General features: G+C 62.7%; 22 protein-coding genes and 2 pseudogenes. 8 read left to right on the plus strand and 16 right to left on the minus strand.

Annotation, left to right across the window (positions count from 1 at the left end):
* Window positions 1-6: 6 nt before the first annotated feature.
* The 11 genes and pseudogenes from N2597_RS12105 to N2597_RS12155 form a co-directional block, all read right to left on the minus strand.
* Window positions 7-1,237, minus strand: a pseudogene (locus N2597_RS12105) (efflux RND transporter periplasmic adaptor subunit).
* Between the two features lie 347 nt (window positions 1,238-1,584).
* A complete protein-coding gene (locus N2597_RS12110) occupies window positions 1,585-2,598 on the minus strand; it encodes a helix-turn-helix domain-containing protein (protein WP_009995073.1) in 1,014 nt (337 codons plus the stop codon).
* A 127-nt stretch (window positions 2,599-2,725) separates the two neighbouring features.
* Window positions 2,726-3,307, minus strand: a complete 582-nt coding sequence (locus tag N2597_RS12115) for a dienelactone hydrolase family protein (RefSeq protein ID WP_077989398.1) — start codon at window positions 3,305-3,307, stop codon at window positions 2,726-2,728.
* 107 nt (window positions 3,308-3,414) lie between these two features.
* Window positions 3,415-3,780, minus strand: a complete 366-nt coding sequence (locus tag N2597_RS12120; RefSeq protein WP_009989279.1) for a cytochrome C oxidase subunit IV family protein — start codon at window positions 3,778-3,780, stop codon at window positions 3,415-3,417.
* 7 nt (window positions 3,781-3,787) lie between these two features.
* A complete protein-coding gene (locus N2597_RS12125) occupies window positions 3,788-4,507 on the minus strand; it encodes a heme-copper oxidase subunit III family protein (RefSeq protein ID WP_077989399.1) in 720 nt (239 codons plus the stop codon).
* Window positions 4,508-4,530: 23 nt separating this feature from the next.
* Entirely contained in the window at window positions 4,531-5,241 is a 711-nt protein-coding gene (locus N2597_RS12130; protein ID WP_009991021.1) for a cytochrome c oxidase subunit 3, read from the minus strand.
* Window positions 5,238-7,007, minus strand: coding sequence for a cytochrome c oxidase subunit I (gene ctaD / locus N2597_RS12135; RefSeq protein ID WP_183599207.1), 1,770 nt, complete (start codon window positions 7,005-7,007; stop codon window positions 5,238-5,240). Before ctaD ends, N2597_RS12130 begins: the two co-directional genes overlap by 4 nt.
* Window positions 7,008-7,073: 66 nt before the next feature.
* Window positions 7,074-7,883 (minus strand): cytochrome c oxidase subunit II, encoded by an 810-nt coding sequence (locus N2597_RS12140; RefSeq protein ID WP_009997015.1) that lies wholly within the window; start codon window positions 7,881-7,883, stop codon window positions 7,074-7,076.
* A gap of 162 nt (window positions 7,884-8,045) precedes the next feature.
* The gene (locus N2597_RS12145) at window positions 8,046-8,435 is read right to left on the minus strand and encodes a c-type cytochrome (RefSeq protein ID WP_009997013.1); all 390 of its coding nucleotides are present in this window, start codon (window positions 8,433-8,435) and stop codon (window positions 8,046-8,048) included.
* Window positions 8,436-8,614: 179 nt separating this feature from the next.
* Window positions 8,615-9,538: an MYG1 family protein gene (locus N2597_RS12150; RefSeq protein ID WP_009997011.1), complete on the minus strand. Its 924-nt coding sequence runs from the start codon at window positions 9,536-9,538 to the stop codon at window positions 8,615-8,617.
* Window positions 9,539-9,704: 166 nt separating this feature from the next.
* The gene (locus tag N2597_RS12155) at window positions 9,705-10,268 is read right to left on the minus strand and encodes a hypothetical protein (RefSeq protein ID WP_009997009.1); all 564 of its coding nucleotides are present in this window, start codon (window positions 10,266-10,268) and stop codon (window positions 9,705-9,707) included.
* A gap of 397 nt (window positions 10,269-10,665) precedes the next feature.
* Between N2597_RS12155 and N2597_RS12160 the strand changes: the two genes are divergently transcribed.
* Complete coding sequence (locus N2597_RS12160) at window positions 10,666-12,948, plus strand: hypothetical protein (RefSeq protein WP_183599206.1); 2,283 nt, start codon at window positions 10,666-10,668, stop codon at window positions 12,946-12,948.
* 121 nt (window positions 12,949-13,069) lie between these two features.
* Here N2597_RS12160 and blh read toward each other — a convergent pair whose 3' ends face one another.
* Window positions 13,070-14,350 (minus strand): bifunctional sulfur transferase/dioxygenase Blh, encoded by a 1,281-nt coding sequence (gene blh, locus N2597_RS12165; RefSeq protein ID WP_009994892.1) that lies wholly within the window; start codon window positions 14,348-14,350, stop codon window positions 13,070-13,072.
* Between the two features lie 116 nt (window positions 14,351-14,466).
* Complete coding sequence (locus N2597_RS12170) at window positions 14,467-14,835, minus strand: DsrE family protein (RefSeq protein WP_009994894.1); 369 nt, start codon at window positions 14,833-14,835, stop codon at window positions 14,467-14,469.
* 83 nt (window positions 14,836-14,918) lie between these two features.
* On the opposite strand from N2597_RS12170, the gene N2597_RS12175 reads away from it, so the two are divergent.
* Window positions 14,919-15,914 (plus strand): AraC family transcriptional regulator, encoded by a 996-nt coding sequence (locus N2597_RS12175; protein ID WP_183599204.1) that lies wholly within the window; start codon window positions 14,919-14,921, stop codon window positions 15,912-15,914.
* Window positions 15,915-16,091: 177 nt separating this feature from the next.
* On the opposite strand, the gene N2597_RS12180 is transcribed toward N2597_RS12175, so the two are convergent.
* Window positions 16,092-16,508 carry a hypothetical protein gene (locus tag N2597_RS12180; RefSeq protein WP_077989404.1) on the minus strand — a complete coding sequence of 139 codons (417 nt, stop codon included), beginning with the start codon at window positions 16,506-16,508 and terminating at the stop codon, window positions 16,092-16,094.
* A gap of 253 nt (window positions 16,509-16,761) precedes the next feature.
* On the opposite strand from N2597_RS12180, the gene ftsZ reads away from it, so the two are divergent.
* The 3 genes and pseudogenes from ftsZ to N2597_RS12195 all read left to right on the plus strand — a co-directional run.
* Complete coding sequence (ftsZ, locus tag N2597_RS12185) at window positions 16,762-17,784, plus strand: cell division protein FtsZ (protein WP_183599201.1); 1,023 nt, start codon at window positions 16,762-16,764, stop codon at window positions 17,782-17,784.
* Window positions 17,785-18,118: 334 nt separating this feature from the next.
* Entirely contained in the window at window positions 18,119-18,529 is a 411-nt protein-coding gene (locus N2597_RS12190; protein ID WP_039620602.1) for a hypothetical protein, read from the plus strand.
* A 29-nt stretch (window positions 18,530-18,558) separates the two neighbouring features.
* Window positions 18,559-18,781: pseudogene (locus tag N2597_RS12195) on the plus strand (hypothetical protein); the annotation flags it as partial.
* Here the strand turns inward: N2597_RS12195 and N2597_RS12200 are convergent.
* On the minus strand, window positions 18,738-18,947 hold the full coding sequence (locus N2597_RS12200) for a hypothetical protein (protein ID WP_183599199.1): 210 nt from the start codon (window positions 18,945-18,947) through the stop codon (window positions 18,738-18,740). The pseudogene N2597_RS12195 and the gene N2597_RS12200 sit on opposite strands and share 44 nt — an antisense overlap.
* A gap of 1 nt (window position 18,948) precedes the next feature.
* Complete coding sequence (locus N2597_RS12205) at window positions 18,949-19,149, minus strand: hypothetical protein (protein ID WP_009992991.1); 201 nt, start codon at window positions 19,147-19,149, stop codon at window positions 18,949-18,951.
* Between the two features lie 158 nt (window positions 19,150-19,307).
* Between N2597_RS12205 and N2597_RS12210 the strand changes: the two genes are divergently transcribed.
* The 3 genes from N2597_RS12210 to N2597_RS12225 all read left to right on the plus strand — a co-directional run bounded on the left by N2597_RS12210 (window position 19,308) and on the right by N2597_RS12225 (window position 21,252).
* The gene (locus tag N2597_RS12210) at window positions 19,308-19,481 is read left to right on the plus strand and encodes a hypothetical protein (protein ID WP_183599197.1); all 174 of its coding nucleotides are present in this window, start codon (window positions 19,308-19,310) and stop codon (window positions 19,479-19,481) included.
* A 236-nt stretch (window positions 19,482-19,717) separates the two neighbouring features.
* Entirely contained in the window at window positions 19,718-20,701 is a 984-nt protein-coding gene (locus N2597_RS12215) for a hypothetical protein (protein WP_225881457.1), read from the plus strand.
* Between the two features lie 227 nt (window positions 20,702-20,928).
* Window positions 20,929-21,252, plus strand: coding sequence for a hypothetical protein (locus N2597_RS12225; RefSeq protein ID WP_183599196.1), 324 nt, complete (start codon window positions 20,929-20,931; stop codon window positions 21,250-21,252).
* The last annotated feature ends 155 nt before the right edge of the window (window positions 21,253-21,407 follow it).

Genomic DNA, 21,407 nt, shown 5'->3' on the forward strand with positions numbered 1-21,407 from the left:
ATGTCGCTATCGCAGAGGCCGCCCTCGTCCTTCGAGGCCCCTGCGGGGCACCTCAGGATGAGGTCGGGTGAAGGGCGCCCGCGCTCTCCTCACCCACCACAAGCCGGATGCGCGCCGCCATCGCAGGCCGCATGCCCGAAGGCGGCGAGGTGAGCGACAGGCGCAGCGTCACCGTCCCCTTCTCCCGTGAGATGACCGGCGCGATCTTCGCCACCTCGACTGCAAAGGGCTGGCCCGGAAAGCCATCGAGCACCGCCTCGCCTGAGAGGCCCGGCCGCATCAGCGCGATATTGGCTTCGGCCACATCCGCATCGATGACCATGTTTGCCGTATCGGTAATCGCAAGCAGGCTTTCATTCTCCCGCACGCTGTCCTCGCGCGACAGCACGGTATCGCCGACATGCGCATCAAGTCGCGTCACGGTGCCCGAAATCGGCGCTCGCACGGTCAGCGCCTCGACCTGCTCGCGCGCCCTATCGATATCGAGCCGGGCCTTGGCGAGATCCTGCCGGGCTTGCTCCGCGCCATTCTCGGCCGTGTCGTAAGTGGTTTTCGCCTCCTCCAGCGCCTGCGCCGACATCGCATCGCGCCCGGCAAGCCGTCCGATGCGCGTGAGGGAAGACCGCGCTTGCACCCGCGCGATATTCCTCGCATCAAGCGCCAGCTTCGCCGCCCGCTCCGATATCTCCGCACCGCGGAGCGCAAACCGGGCGCCGGCATCATCGAGCCGCACGAGCACCTGTCCCGCCACGACCTTGTCGCCCGCCTCGACCTCAACCGTAACGATCCGGCCTTCATATTTGGAAAAGACCGTGGCGACATCGGGCGCCACGACGTAGCCGGAACCGGTAACCTCGCGGGACGGCGCGGCCCTGGTCTTCGCCCCATCGTCGGCCGCAGGCCGCATTCCCTCGACGATCGCACCGCCCCTGGCCGGCACCTCATGAGCGGATATCGCAGGGTGGTCGCCCGCCCCACCCGCAATCGCAGCTTCGATACGCTCCAGCGTCCGAGGTCCATAGAGAGCGACGACCGCCAGCGATGCCGTCGCCGCAAGGACGAACATAGCGCCATGGATCATGCGCCGCTGGGCACGAGGCTCCGGCAGCTCCGTCTCGAAGGCCGCAGGTTCGATCGACAGCGATCTCAGCTGGGCGGCAAGGGTTCGATCATGTTCTGATGTCGTGTTCATACCGGCCAACATCGCCGACCCGGCAGAAATCGCGACCTCGAACACGATCCGGGACGGCCTCGATCGCGATCGTGTACCTGGCAGCGCCCGGCCTCGTCCGTCGAGGCCCCTGCGGGGCACCTCAGCATGAGGGCGGAGAGAAGGCACGGCTTGCCTCACCCAGCGAACGCTGGCGCCCTGCCGCCGAGAGCCGAGCCGCAGGGCGCACCAATCAGCCCTCATAGTGAGGAGGCCCACAGGGCCGTCTCGAACCACTAGGGCGGGTGGCTGGGCGCTACAGCCCTCCATTTGCCGATGAAACGCCAGTGGCCGCCCTCGTCCTTCGAGGCCCCTGCGGGGCGCCTCAGGATGAGGGCGGAGAGAGGTCGAGGCTCACGAACCCTCGTATTAGTCTACCCCTCCGCCTTCTTCTGCCGCCAGGCAAGTGGCGTCATATCCGTCACCCGGCGGAATTCGCGATTGAAGTTGGACTTGGTCTGGAAGCCGACGTCGAACATCACTTCGGTCACCGATTTTTCGGTGGCCGAAAGCAGGCGGCAGGCTTCGCCGATCCTGTAATCGTTGACATATTGTGAGACGTTCTTGTCCATTGCCCGGTTGATCGCCGCCGAGATCTGGCGCGCGGGGATGCCGGCCTTGCGGGCGAGCCGATCGAGATTGAGATTGGCGTCGCGATAGAGCTTCCTTGTCTCCATCAGCGCGTCCACGATAGCGATCGTCGCCTTGTCTTCGCTCGCCTCCGGCCTCGCCGCCGCCTCCGCCGTTTCGGTCGGCGCCCGGCTTCGGCTGGCGGCCGCCGCCGCGGTGGCGAGAATGGCGAGGGCGGCGAGACTGCCGAGGCTGATCACGGTCAGCGCGTGCTCGCCATGTGCCCAGGTGAAGTCGAAGAAGACGAAGGTATCGACCGCGGCCGACAGGCAAAGCGCCGCCGCCGCAAAGATGATGGCACGATAAGCCGGCACCGCTCCCTCGAAAGGCGCAAGCCGAAGCGCATCTGCGCCCGGGCGCATCAGCAGCAGGATCGCCAGGGCGTAACCGACGAAGATCAGCACCAGCGCAATGTCGATCGCCTCCCGCCAGAACGCCACCAGCAGCAGTATGAGCACGGCGGGCACGGCATGCAGCGCAATGCGCGCCGGCAAGGGTCGCCGGTTCGTCCTCACCAGCCTGGAAACGCCGGCATAGGCAAGCGGCGGCACCGTCGCCGCGATGACGGGAGCGATCACGCCGACCACCTGCATTCCATAGCCCCAACGCAAGCCGGAGAGGATGGATTGCAGCGCGCTCAGCAGGATCAGCACCAGAAACGGCCGGTTGGGTTGGCCCTCCTCGTCGCGTCTGAGGACGACGACGAAGAGGATGAGCAGAAGGAGGGCGACGACGAAGGGAAGCGGAATGAACAGCATGGCCTGGCGGGATCGGGGTCACGGATAGGTGCCATCATTGCCGACATCCTCGCGCGACGCGACCTCCATCGTGTTTTAGAACGCGTTTTCAGGAGAAATTCTTTTGAACTGGCCGCCGCCGGCCCAGCTAGACGCGTTGCAGGAATGCAAGCACGCGCGCCGTGAGGAGCGCGGTCGCATCCGCGTCATAGGACGCAAGCGAGCTATCGGCGAAATAGTGCTGGTCGCCGGGGTAGAGAAAGAGCTCGGCGTCCGCGACCTTCGCGACGATCTCGCGAGCCGCATCGATGTCGCCCTCGCCGACGAAGATCGGGTCGTTGTCCATGCCGTGGATCTGCACCGCCACACCATCGGGCCAGGGTCCGAAGGCCCATTCGCCGCTTATCGGCAGGCAGGAATAGAAAAGCAGAGCACCACGGGCTCCTGGCCGTGTTTGGGCCAGCTTCTGCGCCGGCAGCACGCCGAATGAAAAGCCGGCATAGACAAGTTCGGCAGGCAGTTCGTCGGCAATCCGCACGCCGCGTTCCCGGATAGCGTGGAATCCGATCTCGCCGATATAGCCGAGCCCCTCCTCGATGCTTCCGAATGTGCGTCCGTCGAACAGGTCAGGCGTGTGCACGATATGGCCTGCAGCCCTGATATCATCGGCGAAGGCGCGCACTCCAGGCGTCAGCCCCTGTACGTGATGGAACAGCAAGATTTCAGCCATAGGCGCCCCCGGGGCGAGATGTCGGCACATTTTGATAAAAGTTCGAAGCAGTCCGGATTGAGCGGGCGGCAGTCGGCGATGTCGCACCTCCGTTCCGAAGACCGGTTCTACGGCGTCGCGCCGAAGAAAGCGAGCCGGGTGAAGATGGTATACTGCGATTCCGATACCATCAGCGCAACGAAGACCAGCACCAGCACCGGCGGCAGCAGGATGGCGTAGACGAGCGCCAGCCGTTCCCAGGCCATGTGCATGAAGACGGCGACGATCAGCCCCGCCTTCAGCATCATGAATACCAGGATCAGCGTCCACCTGAGATAACCCTGGATCCCGAGATAATCGACCATGTAGGAAAGGGCGCTGAGCACGAAGAGCAGGCCCCAGACGAAGAGATAGAGCCGGATCGGGTGCTGCTGCCCGCTATGTGCCTGTACATGCACCGTCTGGCTTTGCCCATGCGCTGTTGTCTCGCTCATGACGACCTCACCACAGATAGAAAAACGCGAAGATGAAGACCCAGACCAGGTCGACGAAGTGCCAGTAAAGACCCATGATCTCGACGGCCTCGTAGTGGCCTCTCCGGCTGGTGAAGAAGCCGCGCCGCTCCACGTCGAAATCGCCGCGCCAGACCTTGCGGGCGACGATGAGGAGGAAGATGACGCCGATCGTGACGTGGGTGCCGTGAAAGCCGGTGATCATGAAGAAGGTCGAGCCGAACTGTGCCGCCCCCCATGGATTCTCCCAGGGGCGCACGCCTTCGGTGATCAGCTTGGTCCATTCGAAGGCCTGCATGCCGACGAAACATGCCCCGAGAAGCGCTGTCAGCAGCATCAGGACGGCGGTCCTGCCGCGGTCGCGGCGATAGCCGAAATTGACCGCCATCGCCATGGTGCCGCTGCTCGAGATCAGCACGAAGGTCATGATCGCGATCAGGATCAGCGGCACGTCCTGGCCGCCGATATGCAGCGCGAAGACCTCGCTCGGATTGGGCCAGGCAACGGGCGTCGACATGCGGGCGGTCATATAGGCGAGCAGGAAACAGCCGAAGACGAAAGTGTCGCTGAGCAGAAATATCCACATCATCGCCTTGCCCCAGGAGGCGGTCTTGAAGGCGCGCTGGTCCGAGGCGAAATCGGCGGCGACGCCGCGCAAGCCGACCGGCCTGAGACCCGGCTCGCCGTGTGTCTGGACAGGATGTGCCATCTGCAATTCTCCCGGTTGCGCCCCTAGCTCAGCAATGTGCGGCAGAGATCGACGAAATCATTCGCCCACCCGGCAAAGAGCACAAACAGCAGCAGCCAGACGGCAAGCATGAAATGCGAATAGATCGCCGAAAGGTCGACGCTGAGGCTGAGCCTGTCCGACGCGATGTCGGTCGCGAAAGCGCGCAGGGTCGTGTGACCCAGCACCGCCAGCCCGCCGAGAATGTGCAGGCCGTGCAGACCGGTCAACATATAGAAGAAACTGTTGGCGGGATTGTCGGCCAGCACGTATCCAGCCGCCGTCAGCTCGCGCCATGCCTGGATCTGTCCGGCGAGAAAGAGGACGGCAAGAGCAAATGCGACGGCAAGCGCCGGCCGCAGGCGTTCCACGCGGCCATGCAGCGCTTCGCGTCTGGCCCATTGCAGCGCGGCGCTGCTCAGGGCGAGTGCCGCCGTGTTGACCCAGAGCAGACGCGGAACCGGCGTCGCCCACCAGTCCGCCGACGCTGCACGCATGAAATAGGCGCTGACGGCAAGGCTGAAGACGGCACCGACGACGCCAAGAAATACGAAGAGACCGATCTTAACCGCCGGCGCGGGCCGCTCAGTGCCGACGTGATCCGGCAGCTGCACCGAGCCGGTTTCGAGCCAGGGCTTCGAGGTCAGCCGCTGCCCCGCCAACCACCAGATGATGATGGCGGCGATGGCCGCGAGGAAGATCAGCGTGACGTTCATGTCGGACGCTCCCGTGTGACGTCGCCGCTTGCCGGCACCGTCTGCGGAATGAAATCCTCTGCGGCACCAGGCACGCTGTAATCATAGGCCCAGCGATAGACCACAGGCAGGTCCTTGCCCCAGTTGCCGTGCGCCGGCGGCGTCTGCGGCGTCTGCCATTCGAGCGTCGTCGCCCGCCACGGATTGCCGCCCGCCTCTCTGCCCCGGAAAAGGCTCCAGACCAGATTGAACAGGAAGACCACCTGCCCGGCCCCGACGACGAGCGCCATGACCGATATGAAAATGTTCAGCGTATGCGCCGAAGGCGGAACGAAGGCCGCCTCTCCCATCTCGAAATAGCGGCGCGGCACGCCGAGCAGGCCGAGATAATGCATCGGAAAGAAGATCGCATAGGTGCCCAGGAAGGTGATCCAGAAGTGGATATGGCCGAGCACGTCGTTCAACATGCGTCCCGTCACCTTCGGATACCAGTGATAGATCGCCCCGAAGATGACGAGGATCGGCGCGACACCCATCACCATGTGGAAATGCGCGACGACGAACATCGTATCCGACAGCGGCACGTCGACGACGACATTGCCGAGGAAGAGGCCGGTCAGGCCGCCATTGACGAAGGTGACGATGAAGGCGAGCGCAAACAGCATCGGCAGCGTCAGGTGGATATCGCCGCGCCAGAGCGTCAGCACCCAGTTATAGACCTTGATCGCTGTCGGGACGGCGATGATCAGCGTCGTGGTGGCAAAGAAGAAGCCGAAGGCGGGGTTCATGCCGCTGACATACATGTGGTGGGCCCAGACGACGAAGCTCAAGCCGCCGATGATGACGATCGCCCAGACCATCATGCGGTAGCCGAAGATATTCTTGCGCGCATGCGTGCTGATCAGGTCCGAAACGATGCCGAAGGCTGGCAGCGCGACGATATAGACCTCGGGATGCCCGAAGAACCAGAACAGGTGCTGGAACAGGATCGGGCTGCCGCCGCCATGCTGCAGCTGCGTGCCCATTTCGACGATGGCGGGCATGAAGAAGCTGGTGCCGAGCAGGCGGTCGAACATCATCATCACGCAGGCGACGAAGAGGGCGGGAAAGGCCAAGAGCGCCATGACGGTCGCGGTGAAGATGCCCCAGACGGTGAGCGGCATCCGCATCAGCGTCATGCCGCGCGCCCGCCCCTGCAGCACGGTCACCACATAGTTCAGCCCGCCCATGGTAAAGCCGATGATGAAGACGATCAGCGAGGTGAGCATCAGCAGGATGCCCCAGTCTCTGCCGCCTGGTGTGCCTGAGAGAACCGCCTGCGGCGGATAAAGCGTCCAGCCTGCCCCCGTCGGGCCGCCGGGGACGAAAAAGCCTGCGGCGAGGATCAGCACCGCCACCAAATAAATCCAGTAGCTCAGCATGTTGGCGTAGGGAAACACCATGTCGCGGGCGCCGACCATCAGCGGAATGAGGTAATTGCCGAAGCCGCCGAGGAAGAGCGCGGTCAGGAGATAGATCACCATGATCATTCCGTGCATGGTGATGAACTGGTAATAATGATCGGCATCGATGAAGGTGAAATAGCCGGGAAAGGCAAGCTGGATCCGCATCAGCCAGGAGAGCACCAGCGCCATCAGGCCGATCGCGATCGCCGTCAGTGAATATTGTACGGCGATGATCTTGGCGTCCTGGCTGAACACATATTTCGTCCACCAGCTGTGTGGATGGTAAAGTTCGACATCCTCGACTTCGGCGGATGGGATGCTGCCGGATGGAATCTCGACCATGATCTCTCTTCCCTTTCCCCGCTGGTTCCCTGAACCGGCTTGCGGCCTCCGGCCGTCCTGGTCGCGTCAGTTCGCCGGCCCAGCCGACGCCGTCAGCTGGGTGAATGTCTGCTGTTGCCCGAGCCAGGTCTGATAATCCGCGTCGCTTTCGACGACGACAGTGCCGCGCATTTGCGGATGGCCGACGCCGCAGAGTTCGGCGCAGAGGATGTCGAAGGTCCCCGTCCGCGTTGGCGTGAACCAGAAATAGGTGATCATGCCGGGGATCATGTCCATCTTGGCGCGGAACTCCGGCACGTAGAAATCATGGAGCACATCGACGGAGCGCAGCAAAATGTGCACCGGTTTGCCGATCGGCAGATGCAGCTCGCCGCCCTCGATGATGACATCGTCGAGGCCGCTTGCATCGTTCTTGTCGAGACCGAGCGGGTTTTCCGGGCTGACGTCGCGCGTCTCGGCACGGCCGAGTTTTCCGTCCGCTCCCGGCAGACGGAAGCTCCACAGCCATTGTTGGCTGACGACCTCGACCGATGCGGCATCGGCAGGCACCGATATGAACTGGTTCCACACGATGAGGCCGGGCGCCAGCATCGCCGCGACGCCGACCGCAGTTCCAGATGCCAGCAGCACCTCCAGCTTGCGGTTTTCAGGCTCGTAATGCGCCTTGTTGCCCGGCCTGTGCCGGAAGCGGAAGACGCAATAGGCCATGAACGAAACCACCGCCACGAAGACGATGCCGGTGATCCAGAAGGTGATGACAAGGGTAGTGTCGATATAGGTCCAGTTGGACGCGATCGGCGTCCACCACCACGGGCTCAGCACATGAAACAGCACGGAGCCGACGACAATCAGGACGAGGATCAGCACGACAGCCATTTCCGCTCCTCCTCGAGCAGGTTGACCCGTGAAACCGCATTCCGCAAAAAGTCCGTGTTTATTATCGCACAGATAGAAAATATCGCAATTAAGGCGATTTAGCCATTCGTCGCCGGCCGCGAACCCGTCATTCGGAGTATTGCCGTCTGGGATTCTTGCCCGTCACTGCGAATATTGTTTGAGATAGGCGATGAGATCGGTGATCTCCTTTTCGTCCTTCACGCCGACAAAGGCCATCTTCGTGCCCTTCACCTTCGCCTTCGGATTGTGCAGATATTCGCGCAACACCGTCTCGTCCCAGACGAGACCGCCTTCGCCGGCCGCCTTCATTCCGGCCGAGTAGGCGAAATTGGGATGCGTCCCGGCCTTCCTGCCGAACAGTTTGTTCAGAGACGGGCCGACCTTGTTCGTATCTGAATCGACGACATGACAGGTCGCGCACTTCTTGAAAACAACGGCGCCCGCCGCAGCGTCGCCCTCCTGCGCCCCGGCGTTAGCGGGAGCAAAGGCAGTCACAGCTGCACCAATCAGCAGAACGACACGATAATCCATGGCAAACCTCATCCTCCTCAAGGTCGCCAGCCACTCACACCGTCCACTATCTCTCGCGTGTGGGTGGTGGTTGATATAGCAGGAAGATTAGTCCTTCGCGGATGCAAGTCAATCGCTTCCACGGTTGGAATGACCTGAACGCATTTGATATCAGGTAGATCCGACGCGGATAACGGCCGCTACACCCCGATCGAAAGAGCCTCCTTGACCGCCAACTCGGCCATGGCAAGCGCCGCCTCGCGGCTCCTGGCGGCGGCGATGAAGCGGCCGTTATGGCAGAAGCTCGCGCCCTCTATGCCGCAAACCGCCGCCAGCTCTCCATTGGCAAGACCGGCCCAGGCTGCAGGCAGGTCGGCCCTGAGCTCGAACCCCTCCTCGGCGCGGCGGATGCCGGTTACGCACCAATCCTTTTCGCGCGGGTGGACGACGAACAGCAGGTGATCGGCACCGGCCTTGACGATAGCAGGACGGAAGGGCATCCCCCTCGGCAGTTCCAGAATATGGCCCTGCCCCGCAGCCTTGATAGCCTCGTGAACGATCGCCTCGGCCCGCAATTTTGCAGCGCTCTGAGCGATCTTGGCCTCGACGAAACTGCGGGCAATGGCAAGGGCCGCGTGGAAGGCGCGATCGTCGGCATCCGGCTCCGCTTCGTCGAAAACCGGTTTCAGGGTCTCGAGCAGCGCCGGCAGCGTCAGGCCCGCCAATGGCCCCGAGGGGCTAAGCGCGCCATTGTCGGTCAGGTCGATCGGCAGCACGAAGCTCGCATCGAAAGAGCCGTGCAAGGCTTCGACGTGGTCTGCGGGAAGGCCGCAAGCAGCGAGATAGTCGCGGCCGTAATGTTTCCAGATCAGGCCGAACGAGCTGTAGGGCTGGCCATCGTCGCGCAACGGCGCGCCGCGCTGGTGATGATCGAATATGCCGGCATCGGCGTCATAAACTCCGCCGACATCATAGATGATCCGGTCCTGCCCTGGCGTGATCCACTCCGGCGCCCGGCTGCGGATCAGGCGCGCCTGCGGGAAAAGCCGGGTCAGGATGACGCTCGACAGCAGTTCGTCGGCATGGAAACCACCGGAATGGGTGACGAGAAAATCGGGGATCATGGGAGCTATGCGCCTTGTCGTTCGCGGCCGGTCCGCTTGCGGGTCGGAACCAGATAGCCGTTGCCGACCATGATCTCAACCCATCTTCGCGCATTGCTGAGGGCGCCGGCCCGTTGCGGAAGGCGCGCAGCAGTTTTGGACCGACGACAAGTGTGGAGACGAAGACCTAAAGCAGTGCCCGTGCCGGCTGTGCCGCGACAAGCGCGCGGCTAGCCGCCGCGCCGGCATGCAGGCAGATGAGTCCGACCGCAGCCAGAGAATTGATCAAAAGAACCTCGGCCACAACAGCTGCCGAAAACGCCCCGTCGCCGGACGGAAGCACCGCCGTTGCGGCAAAAAGCACGCCCTCATAGGCGATGAAGCCGGCAAGGAAGGCGCCCGACATCGTGACGGTGAGACCGGCCGCAAGGCGCAGCACGAAAAGCGCTGCTGTAAGTGATGCGAAAGCCGCAATCCCGATCGCAAGCCCCCAGGCGTAGCTTTCCCAGGTCTCGGGATAATCGAGCACGAGATACCCGACCATCTGGTTGGCGAGCCAAGCAAGCAGCACCGCCGCCACCGCCATCCGCCGCGGCAGCACAACCGCCGAAACCGCCGAAAGCGCCACGAAGGGTGTGACGCAGGCAAAAAACAGGCTGAGAACCACGCTCGCACCGGCAATGACGACAACCCAGGCGACCGCCAAACCAGGCACGGCAGGGCGCAGGGGAAGCTGATTTCGTTCGAGCATCGTAGACTCCCTTCAACCACTGGGAATAATAGCCGAACTGCGCGAAAAGACTAGCGAGGCCGGGATCGCGACGAGATTAATATGTAAGGCACGGACTGTAAGGCACGGACGTCGCCGGAGGAAGCACGAGGCCGCCGCGGGATATCGGAACAATCCCCGCCTCCAATGCCCGGCGCCGACGCCGGCAATACCTGGGGGCACCACCTGCACCATATCAGTACAGCGCCTCGCAACCCGGCATCCCTCCTGAGAAGGCGCGCAGAACCACGGCAGCGATTTGAGAACCATTCATATCGAAAATGAAACACGTTATGGTATTATATTTTGAAGACACCTGCGATGGCTGTAGGCTCCTCACCGTGAAGAATTGTAAGATCTCACCGTTTCGGAGGCCATCATGACCAGTTGGTATTTCATCCAGACCGCCTCCGGCACGGACGGCGTCAGCTATGGTCTCAACGTCCAGGGCGCCGGCAGCGCACCCGGAACGCCGATCATAACTTGGGGCTGGCAGGGCGGGGCCGATAACGAGCTCTGGGCGATCGGCGACGACGGCTCGGTGGTGAGCGCGCTCGGTTCCGGCCTATATCTCGCTCCGTCGCCGGAGGGAAGCGGCCTCGTCATCTCGACGACGCCCGCCTACTGGTCATTCACCGCGCAGGGCACCATCGCCGCCGAGGACGGGTCCGTAATAACGGCAGCCTCGGCCGAGCCGCTCCAGGGAGCGCTGGTCCAGCTTTCGCCGGCCGAGGACGGTCCGCCGGCGACGCAATCCTGGTGGACGGCCCCGAACATGCAGGCGATCCAGCAGCAATTCAGCGCCTGGCGCTACATCGTCAGCAATCTTACCGACGGTGACGGCACGACCTTCGTGCTGAATGTCAAGGGCGCCGACGAAAGCCCAGGCACGGATGTTATCGTCTGGCAGCTCGAGGCGGATTCGAGCAATTCGATGTGGCAGATCACCAGCGACGGCCGCATTCTCAGCGCCATGAACCGGTCGCTGCTGCTCGGAGCGGCGGAAAGCGACGGCGGCCCCGTCGTCATTCAGTCGGCGCTCAGCCCTGAGAGCGGCCAGACCTGGAACTTCGGCCCTTCCGGCGTGATCGGCAATCCGGACACCGGCCTTTCCCTCGGCATTGATGGCCAGCCGGATTCGCTGCAGCCGGGAACGGGGCCGTTGGCTGTCATCGGTGCGGCCGGGGGCTCCGATCCGCCGGCGAGTTTCCAATGGCAACTGGCGCCGGACAATCCGCTGAACACGATCGTGATGCAGAGCCCGCAGCCGTTCCCGGCTTTCTTGGATGAGGAGGCCTCGGTCTATGCCTATATCATGAACGCCCTCGGCATCGCCGACATCCGCAGCGAATATGCCAACCTCACCATCTCACTTTCGGATTTGCACACGACGATCAGTACCATGCCCTGCCCGCCGGAGCTGGACCAGACCGCCTGGAATGCCGTGGTGGCCGAGCTGGGAGACGAGATCACCCGGGCCGACAGCGTACGCCAGTTCTTCGACGAATTCCGCGCCTACCAGACAAGCCTTCAGACGAGCTGCACCGATCGTGGGCTCGCCATCGGCACACTTGCCGGGTTGGAGGAGGGCAGCAGCATGAGCATCGGCGGCCTGATCCTGTCGGTTTTCGAAGGCATCCTCTATACCGTGCTGGAAGCGGTTCCGGGCGGAGAAGAGGCCGTATCGACGGCATCGATCATCGGCAATGTGATGGAGGGATGCATTAACGTCGCCACCAACGCCGCCAACGTCAGCACCACGATTTCGGCGGACCCGTTCCAAGTGGCATACGCCAAATTGTGGGACGACATTGGGACGGCCTTCCAATCGACGACGGACGCCGCCGGCCTGATGGAAACCATCATCCTCTCCGACTGGGGCAAGATGCAGGCCTTCTATGCCGCGTCGATGGCGACCGGGCCGAACACGCTGAGCTGGCCTTCCGGACAGACCGCAACGCTGGTCGACAATTCACTTCCCGGTTTCGAGATCTCCGCCTTGCAGATGCTGCTGCCGGCCAAGTTCCAGATCTATTTCTACTACCAGAACGACGACAGCCCCGTGAACGGCGTACCGAGCGAAGCGCAGTGGGTCACGCCGGGCGGCGGCGGTACCTGGGTGAAATACTGGATCGCGGGGCAGGATAGTTGGGAGGCCTATCCCGACAGCGATTTGATGCAACAACATGTATGGGGCAACGGCGTTGCTCGGTCCGACTTCTTCCAGTCCTGCAACGGTTGGGGCTTTGCCACCTCCTATTGGGAAGGCACGCACAATGTCGTCCTGACGATCTGCAACCAGACGCCCAATGTGCTGACAGTCGGCTATGAAGTCATCGACGGGAGCGGCGCTTTTCTTCGGCCGAGCCTGCTGCCTGGAGTGAGCACGGCGCCCTTGCCGCCCTACGGCTCGGATACGCTGCTAGCCACGTCGCGCATGTATCTGGATGCGCCGATATGGGTCAAGGATCAGTCCGGCAACTTGATCGCGGAACTGGTCGTCAATCGCGATCCGAACGGCTTCCAGGCCGGCGATGTCTGGATATCGAACCAGGCGACCAGCGGCGGCTACAGCCTTTCCTCCCCGATCTGCAACAGTGGCGACATCATCGACAAATGTAGCGGTGCGGCCCAGATCACGATCTTCTGGTCCGGATCGTGAGATAATGCCTGCGCATTCCCGTGCCCTCAGGCTTCGCCCTAGGGATGCCGCAGGAACCTAGCGTGCCCCAGTCCTTGGACACGGGGAACTCCTTTCTCAAAGTGTCTCTCGACCGTCAACCCTACAACGCATCCAGCGGTATCTTCAGATATCGCCGCCCGTTCCCCTCCGGCTCCGGCAGCCGCCCGCCGCGGAGATTGACCTGCAGCGCGTGCAGCATCAGCTTCGGTTTCGGCAGTGTGCGGTCGCGCGCCTGCCTGAGTGCCACGTAGGCGGCTTCGTCCTTGCCTGCTATGTGGGGATTGTCGCGTTTCTGGGCTGCGACCGTGCTCTCCCAGCGCGGGTGACGCCCGTTAGGCTGGTAGTCGTGACCGGAAAAGAGGCGGGTCTCGTCTGGCAGCGACAGGATCGCCTGGATCGAACTCCACAGAGCGGCCGCGCTGCCGCCGGGGAAATCCGTGCGCGCCGTGCCGGAATCCGGCATGAACACCGTGTCGTGCACGAATGCGGCGTCGCCGACCAGATAGGTGACGGAAGCGAGCGTGTGGCCGGGCGAAAACATAACGCGAGCTTCAAGCCCGCCGATCTCGAACCTGTCGCCATCGGCAAACAGCCGGTCCCATTGCGAGCCGTCTGTTGCGAGAGCCGGCCAGTTATAGATCTCCTTCCAGAGCCTCTGCACCTCGGTGACCTGGGCACCGATGGCTATCGGCGCGCCGGTCTTTCCCTTGATGTAATGGGCGGCGGAAAAATGGTCGGCATGCGGATGCGTGTCGAGGATCCACGCGACCGCCAGCCCCCGGCTTTCGATGTCGGCAAGGATGGCATCGGCGCTTGACGTGCCCGTCGCCCCCGAGGTCTCGTCGAAGTCGAGCACAGGGTCGATGATGGCGCAGCGTCCCATGGCGGCATCGGCAACGACATATTGCACGCTCCATGTGGCGGGATGGAAGAAGGCCTTCACATCCGCCGTCTGCGCCGCTCGCCTCTCCAGCCAGCGGCGCGCGCCGGCAAGATCGAAACCGAGGCTTTGGCCGAAGAGCTCGACATCGCCGGGCTCCATGCGCCCGTCGAGCACCTCACCCAGCGTATAAAGTGTCAGCGCCCGTATGCCGCTCTTGCAATGGGCGACGACAGGCCCCTTCGCCTCGGCCATCGCCGCCTGAAAGGCGCGTATATCTGCCTCGGTGATCTCGCTCCCCTTCACCGGCACGAAGCTATAGGAAAGCCCAGCGGCGGTGGCGGCAGCCTTTTCCGCCAAATTGCCCGGCTGCCCCGGCTCCTCGCCATCTGGCCGGGCATTGATGACGGCGGCAAAACCTTCGGCCGCGAAAGCGGCAAGGCCGGCGGCATCGGGCTGCCCCGCCACCGATATCAGCTCATTGACCCTCACGGATGTCATTGAAGCCTCCGCACCGCCCTCATCACGCTTCATCACATGTATAAGTGTACAATCTCACGAGTATATTGCCGAATGCAAGAATAGTGCTGGCATATGCTCCCACCCGGTCTGACTGATCAAAACGACAGCGTCGCGGCACCTTGCCTGATCTCGGCATGCATGGCGCTGGCGCCGACGATGACGACGCCATCGAGCAGGTCCTCCTGCGTATAGCCGCGCGAAGCCACACAGGGCGGGCATGCCCAGATTGAGCCGCCGCGCTGCTGGAAATTCTCAATCAATGTCGAGAGCGGATCGAGCGGCGGCACATGCGTCATCCGCTGGCCGCTCTTGCGCACCAGGTCGATCCCGGTACTGGTGAGGAACACCGAAACCTTGAGCCCGGCGGTAATCCCGCCATTGGCTATGGTGAAGGCGACGGAGGAAAGTTCGGATTCGATGCCCTTGGTGACGAGCACGACCAGTTTATCGCTTTGGCTTTGCATAGTATTCTCCCAGTTGAATTCAAGATTGCTTGGACTGAACGCGACCATGATAGGAGGGTGCGCCGCGCGCGTATTTGGCCGGAATGCGTGAAGCCTTGTCCGAAAATCCAGGTACTGAGGGCGGCGTCACCCGTGATGACGTGCTGTCGGCGCTGCTTTCGACGATCCGTCTTTCGGGATCACTGCAGTTCTGCTTCATGCCGACTGGCGATTGGCAGACCGATGCCGCGCCGTCGCTTGCAGGCCTCTCGGCAAGGGCTACGGGCACCATGCCGTTCCATATCGTCGTGGCGGGCAGTTGCTGGTTGAAAGCGGAAGACGAAGAGACCGATCTGGAAGCCGGCGACGTCCTAGTCTTTCCCTTCGGCACCGGACATCAGCTGGGTGTGGGAAAAAATGGCACGCTGGTGCTGCCGACCCGCGACTTGCCGCAGAAGCCGTGGCGGGAGATTCCGGTGCTGCGCTATGGCGAGGCGGCGCAAAGCGTGCGGCTGCTCTGCGGCTATCTGCAATGGGATGGGCTGAGCTTTGCGCCGCTGCGCCAGGCGCTGCCGAAAATGATCCATGTCAGGACGCGGGCGGCCAATGATCGCGACTGGCTGCGCGCCACTATCCGCCAGATGGTCGAGGAGGTCGATAGCCCGCGCGCCGGCGGCATCTCGATGCTGCCGCGGTTGACCGAAATCATCTTCATCGAGATCCTGCGCCATCAGATCATGATGGCCAAACCTCACGCGATTGGCTTGCTGGCAGCGCTGGCCGACCCTGCGCTCTCGCGCTGCCTCTCCCTGATCCACGACGATCCCAGGCGTGACTGGTCGCTGGAGCTGCTGGCCGCAGCATCGGGATCGTCGCGCAGCGCGCTCGCCGAACGCTTTCAAACGATGCTTGCGACATCGCCGATCCGCTATATCAGAGACTGGCGGCTCTATCTGGCAAGCGTGGCACTGGCCACGACAAGCCAGCCGATTGCAGCGATCGCCTATGACGCCGGCTACGCCACCGAAGCTGCCTTCAACCGCGCCTTCTCCCGCGCCTTCGCTCAGCCACCGGCCGCTTGGCGGGCGGCGCACTGCTGAACACGGATCCAGTCGACGCATCCCGCATCTCACCCTCGCCCTCTGACAAGAAACCGAAGCTGGCGCGACGCTTGGGCGGTCAATGCTTTCAACCACGCGGCAACGTCCGCTGCATCGAGTTCGAGCAGTAGCGATCAGTTGCCTTCGCCGGTCGGCAAACGCGACTGCCGAAAAAGGCTAGTTCTGGCCCTGCAGGCGATCAATCACCTCCAGCAGCAGGTCGGAACAGGCTTTCATCGGTTCGTCCTCGGCGCATTTCAGATCGATCCGTGTGTTTCCGTCCTCAATCTGGAAATGGGCGGCCTTCGACGGCCGCGGCATGCGATGGCCGCGGAAATCTCGGAAACCCATGTCGCCCTTCGAACCGTGCCACCGGTAGTCCGGGCGATCTCCGGACCGTGCATTCGGGCTGCCCATCATCCGCTCGTCATCATCGGGAGCGGGCTGAGCCGGCGGGGCTGGCGGCGGCGGAGGCGAGCTAGGCTCGGTCGCGGTGGGTGGCGTTGCGGCGGAAGGTGGAGGTGGCGATTGTTGTGCGAAGGTGGAGCCGGTAAGCGCGGCAAGGACAATGCCTGATAGGAGAACTCTTTGCATCGGTCGGTCCTTTCGGAGAAGTGAGGCATGTCTGTAAACACCGAGGCAGGCCTTTGGTTCACACTCTCTCGAAGCTTCTGATCGAAATCCGCAAGAGCGTGGTGGCAATCTCCATCAGGGCAACAATCACAGGTGTGTCGCCGCCCCGGACGTCTTTCGCCTCGCCTCCGCCTTGTTGCGCGTTTATCCTCACTGTCGATTCGCTGTCCGCGACGAGGGCGCGGCGCAAGATTGCATCATTAAGGAGAGTGCGATGACGGACGCCAAGAGCGGCATTTCGGGACTACGGCCGCATATTACGGTTATCGGCGTCGGCGGGGGCGGCGGCAACGCCATCAATAACATGATTGCGGAAAAGCTGGCGGGCGTCGAGTTCGTCGCCGCAAATACGGACGCCCAGGTTCTCGCCACCTCAAAGGCGTCGCGCCGGATTCAGCTCGGCGCGAATGTGACGGAGGGCTTGGGTGCCGGTTCGCTGCCTGAGGTTGGTCATGCAGCCGCCGAGGAGTCGATCGACGAGATCATGGATCACCTGGCCGGCTCGCATATGTGTTTCGTCACCGCCGGCATGGGCGGCGGTACGGGCACCGGCGCAGCCCCCGTCATCGCGCGTGCGGCACGCGCGGCCGGGATCCTGACGGTCGGCGTCGTCACCAAGCCCTTCACGTTCGAGGGCAATCGCCGCATGCGGACGGCGGAAGTCGGCATCGAGGCGCTTCGGCAGGCCGCCGATACCGTCATCGTCATCCCCAATCAAAACCTCTTCCGCATCGCGGACGCAAAAACCACCTTCGCCGATGCCTTCATGACGGCCGACCGCGTGCTCTTTGCCGGCGTCGGCTGCATCACCGATCTCATCGTCAAGGAAGGCCTGATCAACCTCGATTTTGCCGACGTGAAGTCGGTCATGCAAGGCATGGGCCGCGCCATGATGGGCACCGGCGAAGCCGCCGGCGAAAGCCGGGCGATGAAGGCGGCGGAAGCGGCAATCGCCAACCCGCTTCTCGACGATATCTCGATGAAGGGCGCCAGGGGCGTGCTGATCTCGATCTCCGGCGGGTCTGATATGACGCTGTTCGAGGTCGACGAGGCGGCAAGCCGCATTCGCGACGAAGTACAGGACGATGCCGATATCGTCGTCGGCGCGATCTTCGACCGCAGCCTGGACGGCAGGTTCCGCGTCTCGGTCGTGGCGACCGGCCTGGAAGCCAGCGCTTCCCCCATATCCCCGAGCAACCACCCGACCGAGCAGGTCCAGACGCGCACGCTGCAATAACTGGGCCGCTTTGTCGTGGCTTGTTCACGGCGGCTCCGGCCGGACAAACGTCGCTCCGCCGTATAACGGGACGGGGCGACGTCACCATCAGACGAACAATACCTCCGAGATGTTGTGCACCACGGAGATCGTCGGTCATGCTCCTCATCTATGAGCCCGGATGGCAGACGATGAAGGATGCCCGGGCCTAAGCTCGAGAGAGCCTCCCTGAGTAGCGGAAGTTCGAAGGCTGGACCTCGAAGGGCGAGGCGGATGCGCCTCCCGTCAGGCCCTCAGTTCAATTGACACAATGAAGAAATCAAATATTCCTTCAAGCCAAAGTTGAGGATTTGAAGTGAACGCATTTGTATATTTGATATTAGCAGCTACGGTGATTCCGCTTTCGAGCTGCACGACGACGCCCGAAAGCTCCCGCCGGCAGTCGCTGTCGATCACGGCGCAAAGCGGCGTCAGAACGCTGGTGGCCAAGAACTGGCACATAGACGACGACTGCCGCCATATCGACTACCCCGCCATCAATATCGTCGAACGGCCCAAACACGGGCGTCTCGAAATCGTCCACGAACCGCTCTTCCCCAAGCTCGACGGAAAAGCGTCGAAATGCGAAACGATCAAGGTCAACGGCGTCGTCGGCTACTACACATCCGATCCCGGCTACACCGGCAGCGACCGACTCGTCATCCGCTCGCCCTATGAAGAGGGAAAGACCGAAGAAGGCGTGTTGAGCGTGAAAGTAGTCAAGTAGAATCCCTCGTCGAATAGCTTCGGCGCCACCTGGCGGTCGCCGAAGAAGGCATTCCCTTTCGTGAGATCGCCGCGCTCATCAGCCGTCGGCTTTGACGCGCCCGCCGTCTCGCTGTCACGGGAAGAGGCGGCGGAGCATTCCGGCTTCGATGTGCCCAGCTCCAGCGCGCATACCCGAGCACTTCTGGGATCCCACCGAGCCTGGCCTCCTAGCGCATGCGGCCCTCATTCATATCGGCGGGATCATAGTTGATGTCCCAATCCTTCTCCGGCTTTTTCTTGCCCGGCGGGTTTCGGTTGACCGTGGCATCCTCCGAGCCGGTAATGACGGTCGGCTTGGCGCTCGTAACACCGGTGGCCTTTCGGTCGGCCCGGGATTTGGCGAATTGGCCGGCTGCGTCTTTTTCGGGATTGCCCATCTCATTCGCCTTTCTGCTTCATCGCGTCGCTGAAATCCTTCATTTCAGGGTCGCGGTTGTTTTCGTCGTTGGCGTCGCGGTTCTTGTCCGGATCGTCCTTGGCCTTCAGGTAGCCACGCGGCCTATTGCCCTTCGGTCCTTCCCATCGGGGGGATTGATCGGTGGTGCCGGGGGCGCCGTCCTTGGGTGTCGTCATGCCCATTGTCGTTTCTCCTTGGTTGAATAGGGAAAACCGCAAAAAGCCTGAACAGTTCCAGCCATTCATGAGGTCGCGGCGAGGAGGGTCGGCGCAGAAAATTTGGAACAGTGTCGCCGCGCATCGGTTGGTAAGAGGTCGCAACCTGAAACATGGAGCCGAAAATGAGCAAGACCAACGCTCGTGAACTTCAGAACCGCGCCGAACAACAGGTCAGGAACACCAGCGCCGGCGGCCACCTTGGCGGCAGCTATTTCGGCCAGCAACCCGACGGCAAAACCGCCTCGGACAGCAGCAACGACAGCGCCAAGGCCCGCCCCAACGATGGGAGCAATTGAGGGCTATGCCCGCTACAAGGCTTTGCACGCAATGTACCATTCACCGCGCATCCGCGCGGTGAATGGCTTCCTTCAGCGTCTCAGAAGAGTCTGCGTCTTAACATAATCAAAGTTGACGGATCGGCGGACGCATGCGGAAATCGCAGGCGTTAGGCGAACCAACCGCACGGTCCATACATACTCCACCCCGCCCTTATCTCGCCTGTCATTGAACGGCAACGCCTCTGCCCTAGCCTATGCTCGCGGCCGACCGGCCGCAGCGGGGCATCATCCGACAGCGGAAGGGGCGACGTGGCATCTATTCGATTGACGATGCAATTCGGGAGCTCGTCCCGGTTCTCTCCAAGGCGCCGGCGGCCGCCGTCAGCGGTGAATGGGCCGCCACCACCATGCAGGCCGGGCATTCCTCAAGCACGGGCGGCTACCGCGATGCGACCGGAAAGCCCGTGTCGGACGCTTCGCGCGATCCGCTGCGCGTCATCGGCGATGTCGTCGAAAGATTGGATGAGGCGACGACCGAGCGCTTCAACCGGGTGGTCGTCCGCTGGAAGAAGCCGGCCCTTCCCTTCATGCGGGCGCAGGTCACGATCGAAACCAGTTTCGACCAGACGATCGTGCCGCGCGGCCCCGACGACCCGATCTACGAGCGCGCCGCAAGTGCCCGCCGTGCCTTCTGGCAGAGCCGTGGCACCGTGCGCGAGGGCTTTGCCGCCGAGCGCGCCGCGGCCAATGTCTGTGCCCAGACCAAGTGGTTCGGCCCGCACCGCCGGATCCTGGCGATCGATGCGCCGGGAAAAATGATCCTTGCCACCGACGGTCTCTCCACACCCTGGGCCGGCATCTCCGAACCCGAGAACGGCGTCGAATGCGAACTCTTCATGGAATTCGGCGCCGCCACGCTGGATGCGGCGACCATCGCCGACTGGGGAACCCTTTTGATCAACCTCGGCGATCTCGTGGCCGACGGCTACCGCGTCGCACGCGATGTCGAAAACCATGGCGCCATCCTGTTCTGCCGGCTGTCGGAGGATTACCACCCCCTGACCCGCATCATCCTCAGCCGTGATCCTCGCCGGATCGACGGCATGCCCTTCGGCTCCGTACCGCTGATCCGGGCAACGGCAATCGCCGCAACCGAGATCGAGGGCCGCGATCCCGACGAGGACTGGGGCGCATCGGCGGCGCGCCAGGCGCTGGCGAAACGCGGCATTGAGCTTTAGAAGACAAGCTCAAGGCGCCTAGCGTGTGAAAACCTAGTCGCGGTCTTTCACGTTGCCGATATGACAGGAAAGACAGGTTTCGCGCTGGGCGACGTCACCGGCTCGCCATTGAACCTTCCCCGCCGTATTCGCACCGGCTGCGTCGCGCCGACCATTTCATTGAGATGTCATGAAGCTTCTTGTCCCGGACAGGCTTTCTACAGCGGAAGCAAAACAAGGAGCTCCAAATGTCCGGCGAAGCCGAAAACCACGTTAAAACTGCCATCGTTCCAGTTCAGAACCCCTCATTGGCCGAGCAAGCCGCCACCACGGCGGTGCTCGAAGACATGCAAAGGACAGGCCTCGAGCCCCTTCATACCGCGCCGGCGCCGACAGCGGCGCCATTTTCCTGGGACCTCGATCCGCACGAAATGGCCAAGCTGATGTCCGCGGTGATGACACTGCCGATGGTCTTCTGGTCGACGGGCCTATCCCTGGCCTATTCCCTCTGGCTCTCCTCGCTGCCTCCTGCACCCGGAACGATAGATCCGATCGGTCAACGCGCGGCTTAGCAGCGATAGATCGCCGGTCGGCCGTGACCCGGACCTCTATGGAAACCCACCTTTCCGCTCTCATTCCAGGGATATTTGCCGGATGAGGGCGGAGAGGCAAAGCGCGGCGCCAGAAAGCAGGCGCAGCTGGGTGGCCGCTTTCAAGGCTGGCGCAG

It is taken from the genome of Rhizobium sophoriradicis (assembly GCF_025200795.1).
Lineage (GTDB): Bacteria > Pseudomonadota > Alphaproteobacteria > Rhizobiales > Rhizobiaceae > Rhizobium > Rhizobium sophoriradicis.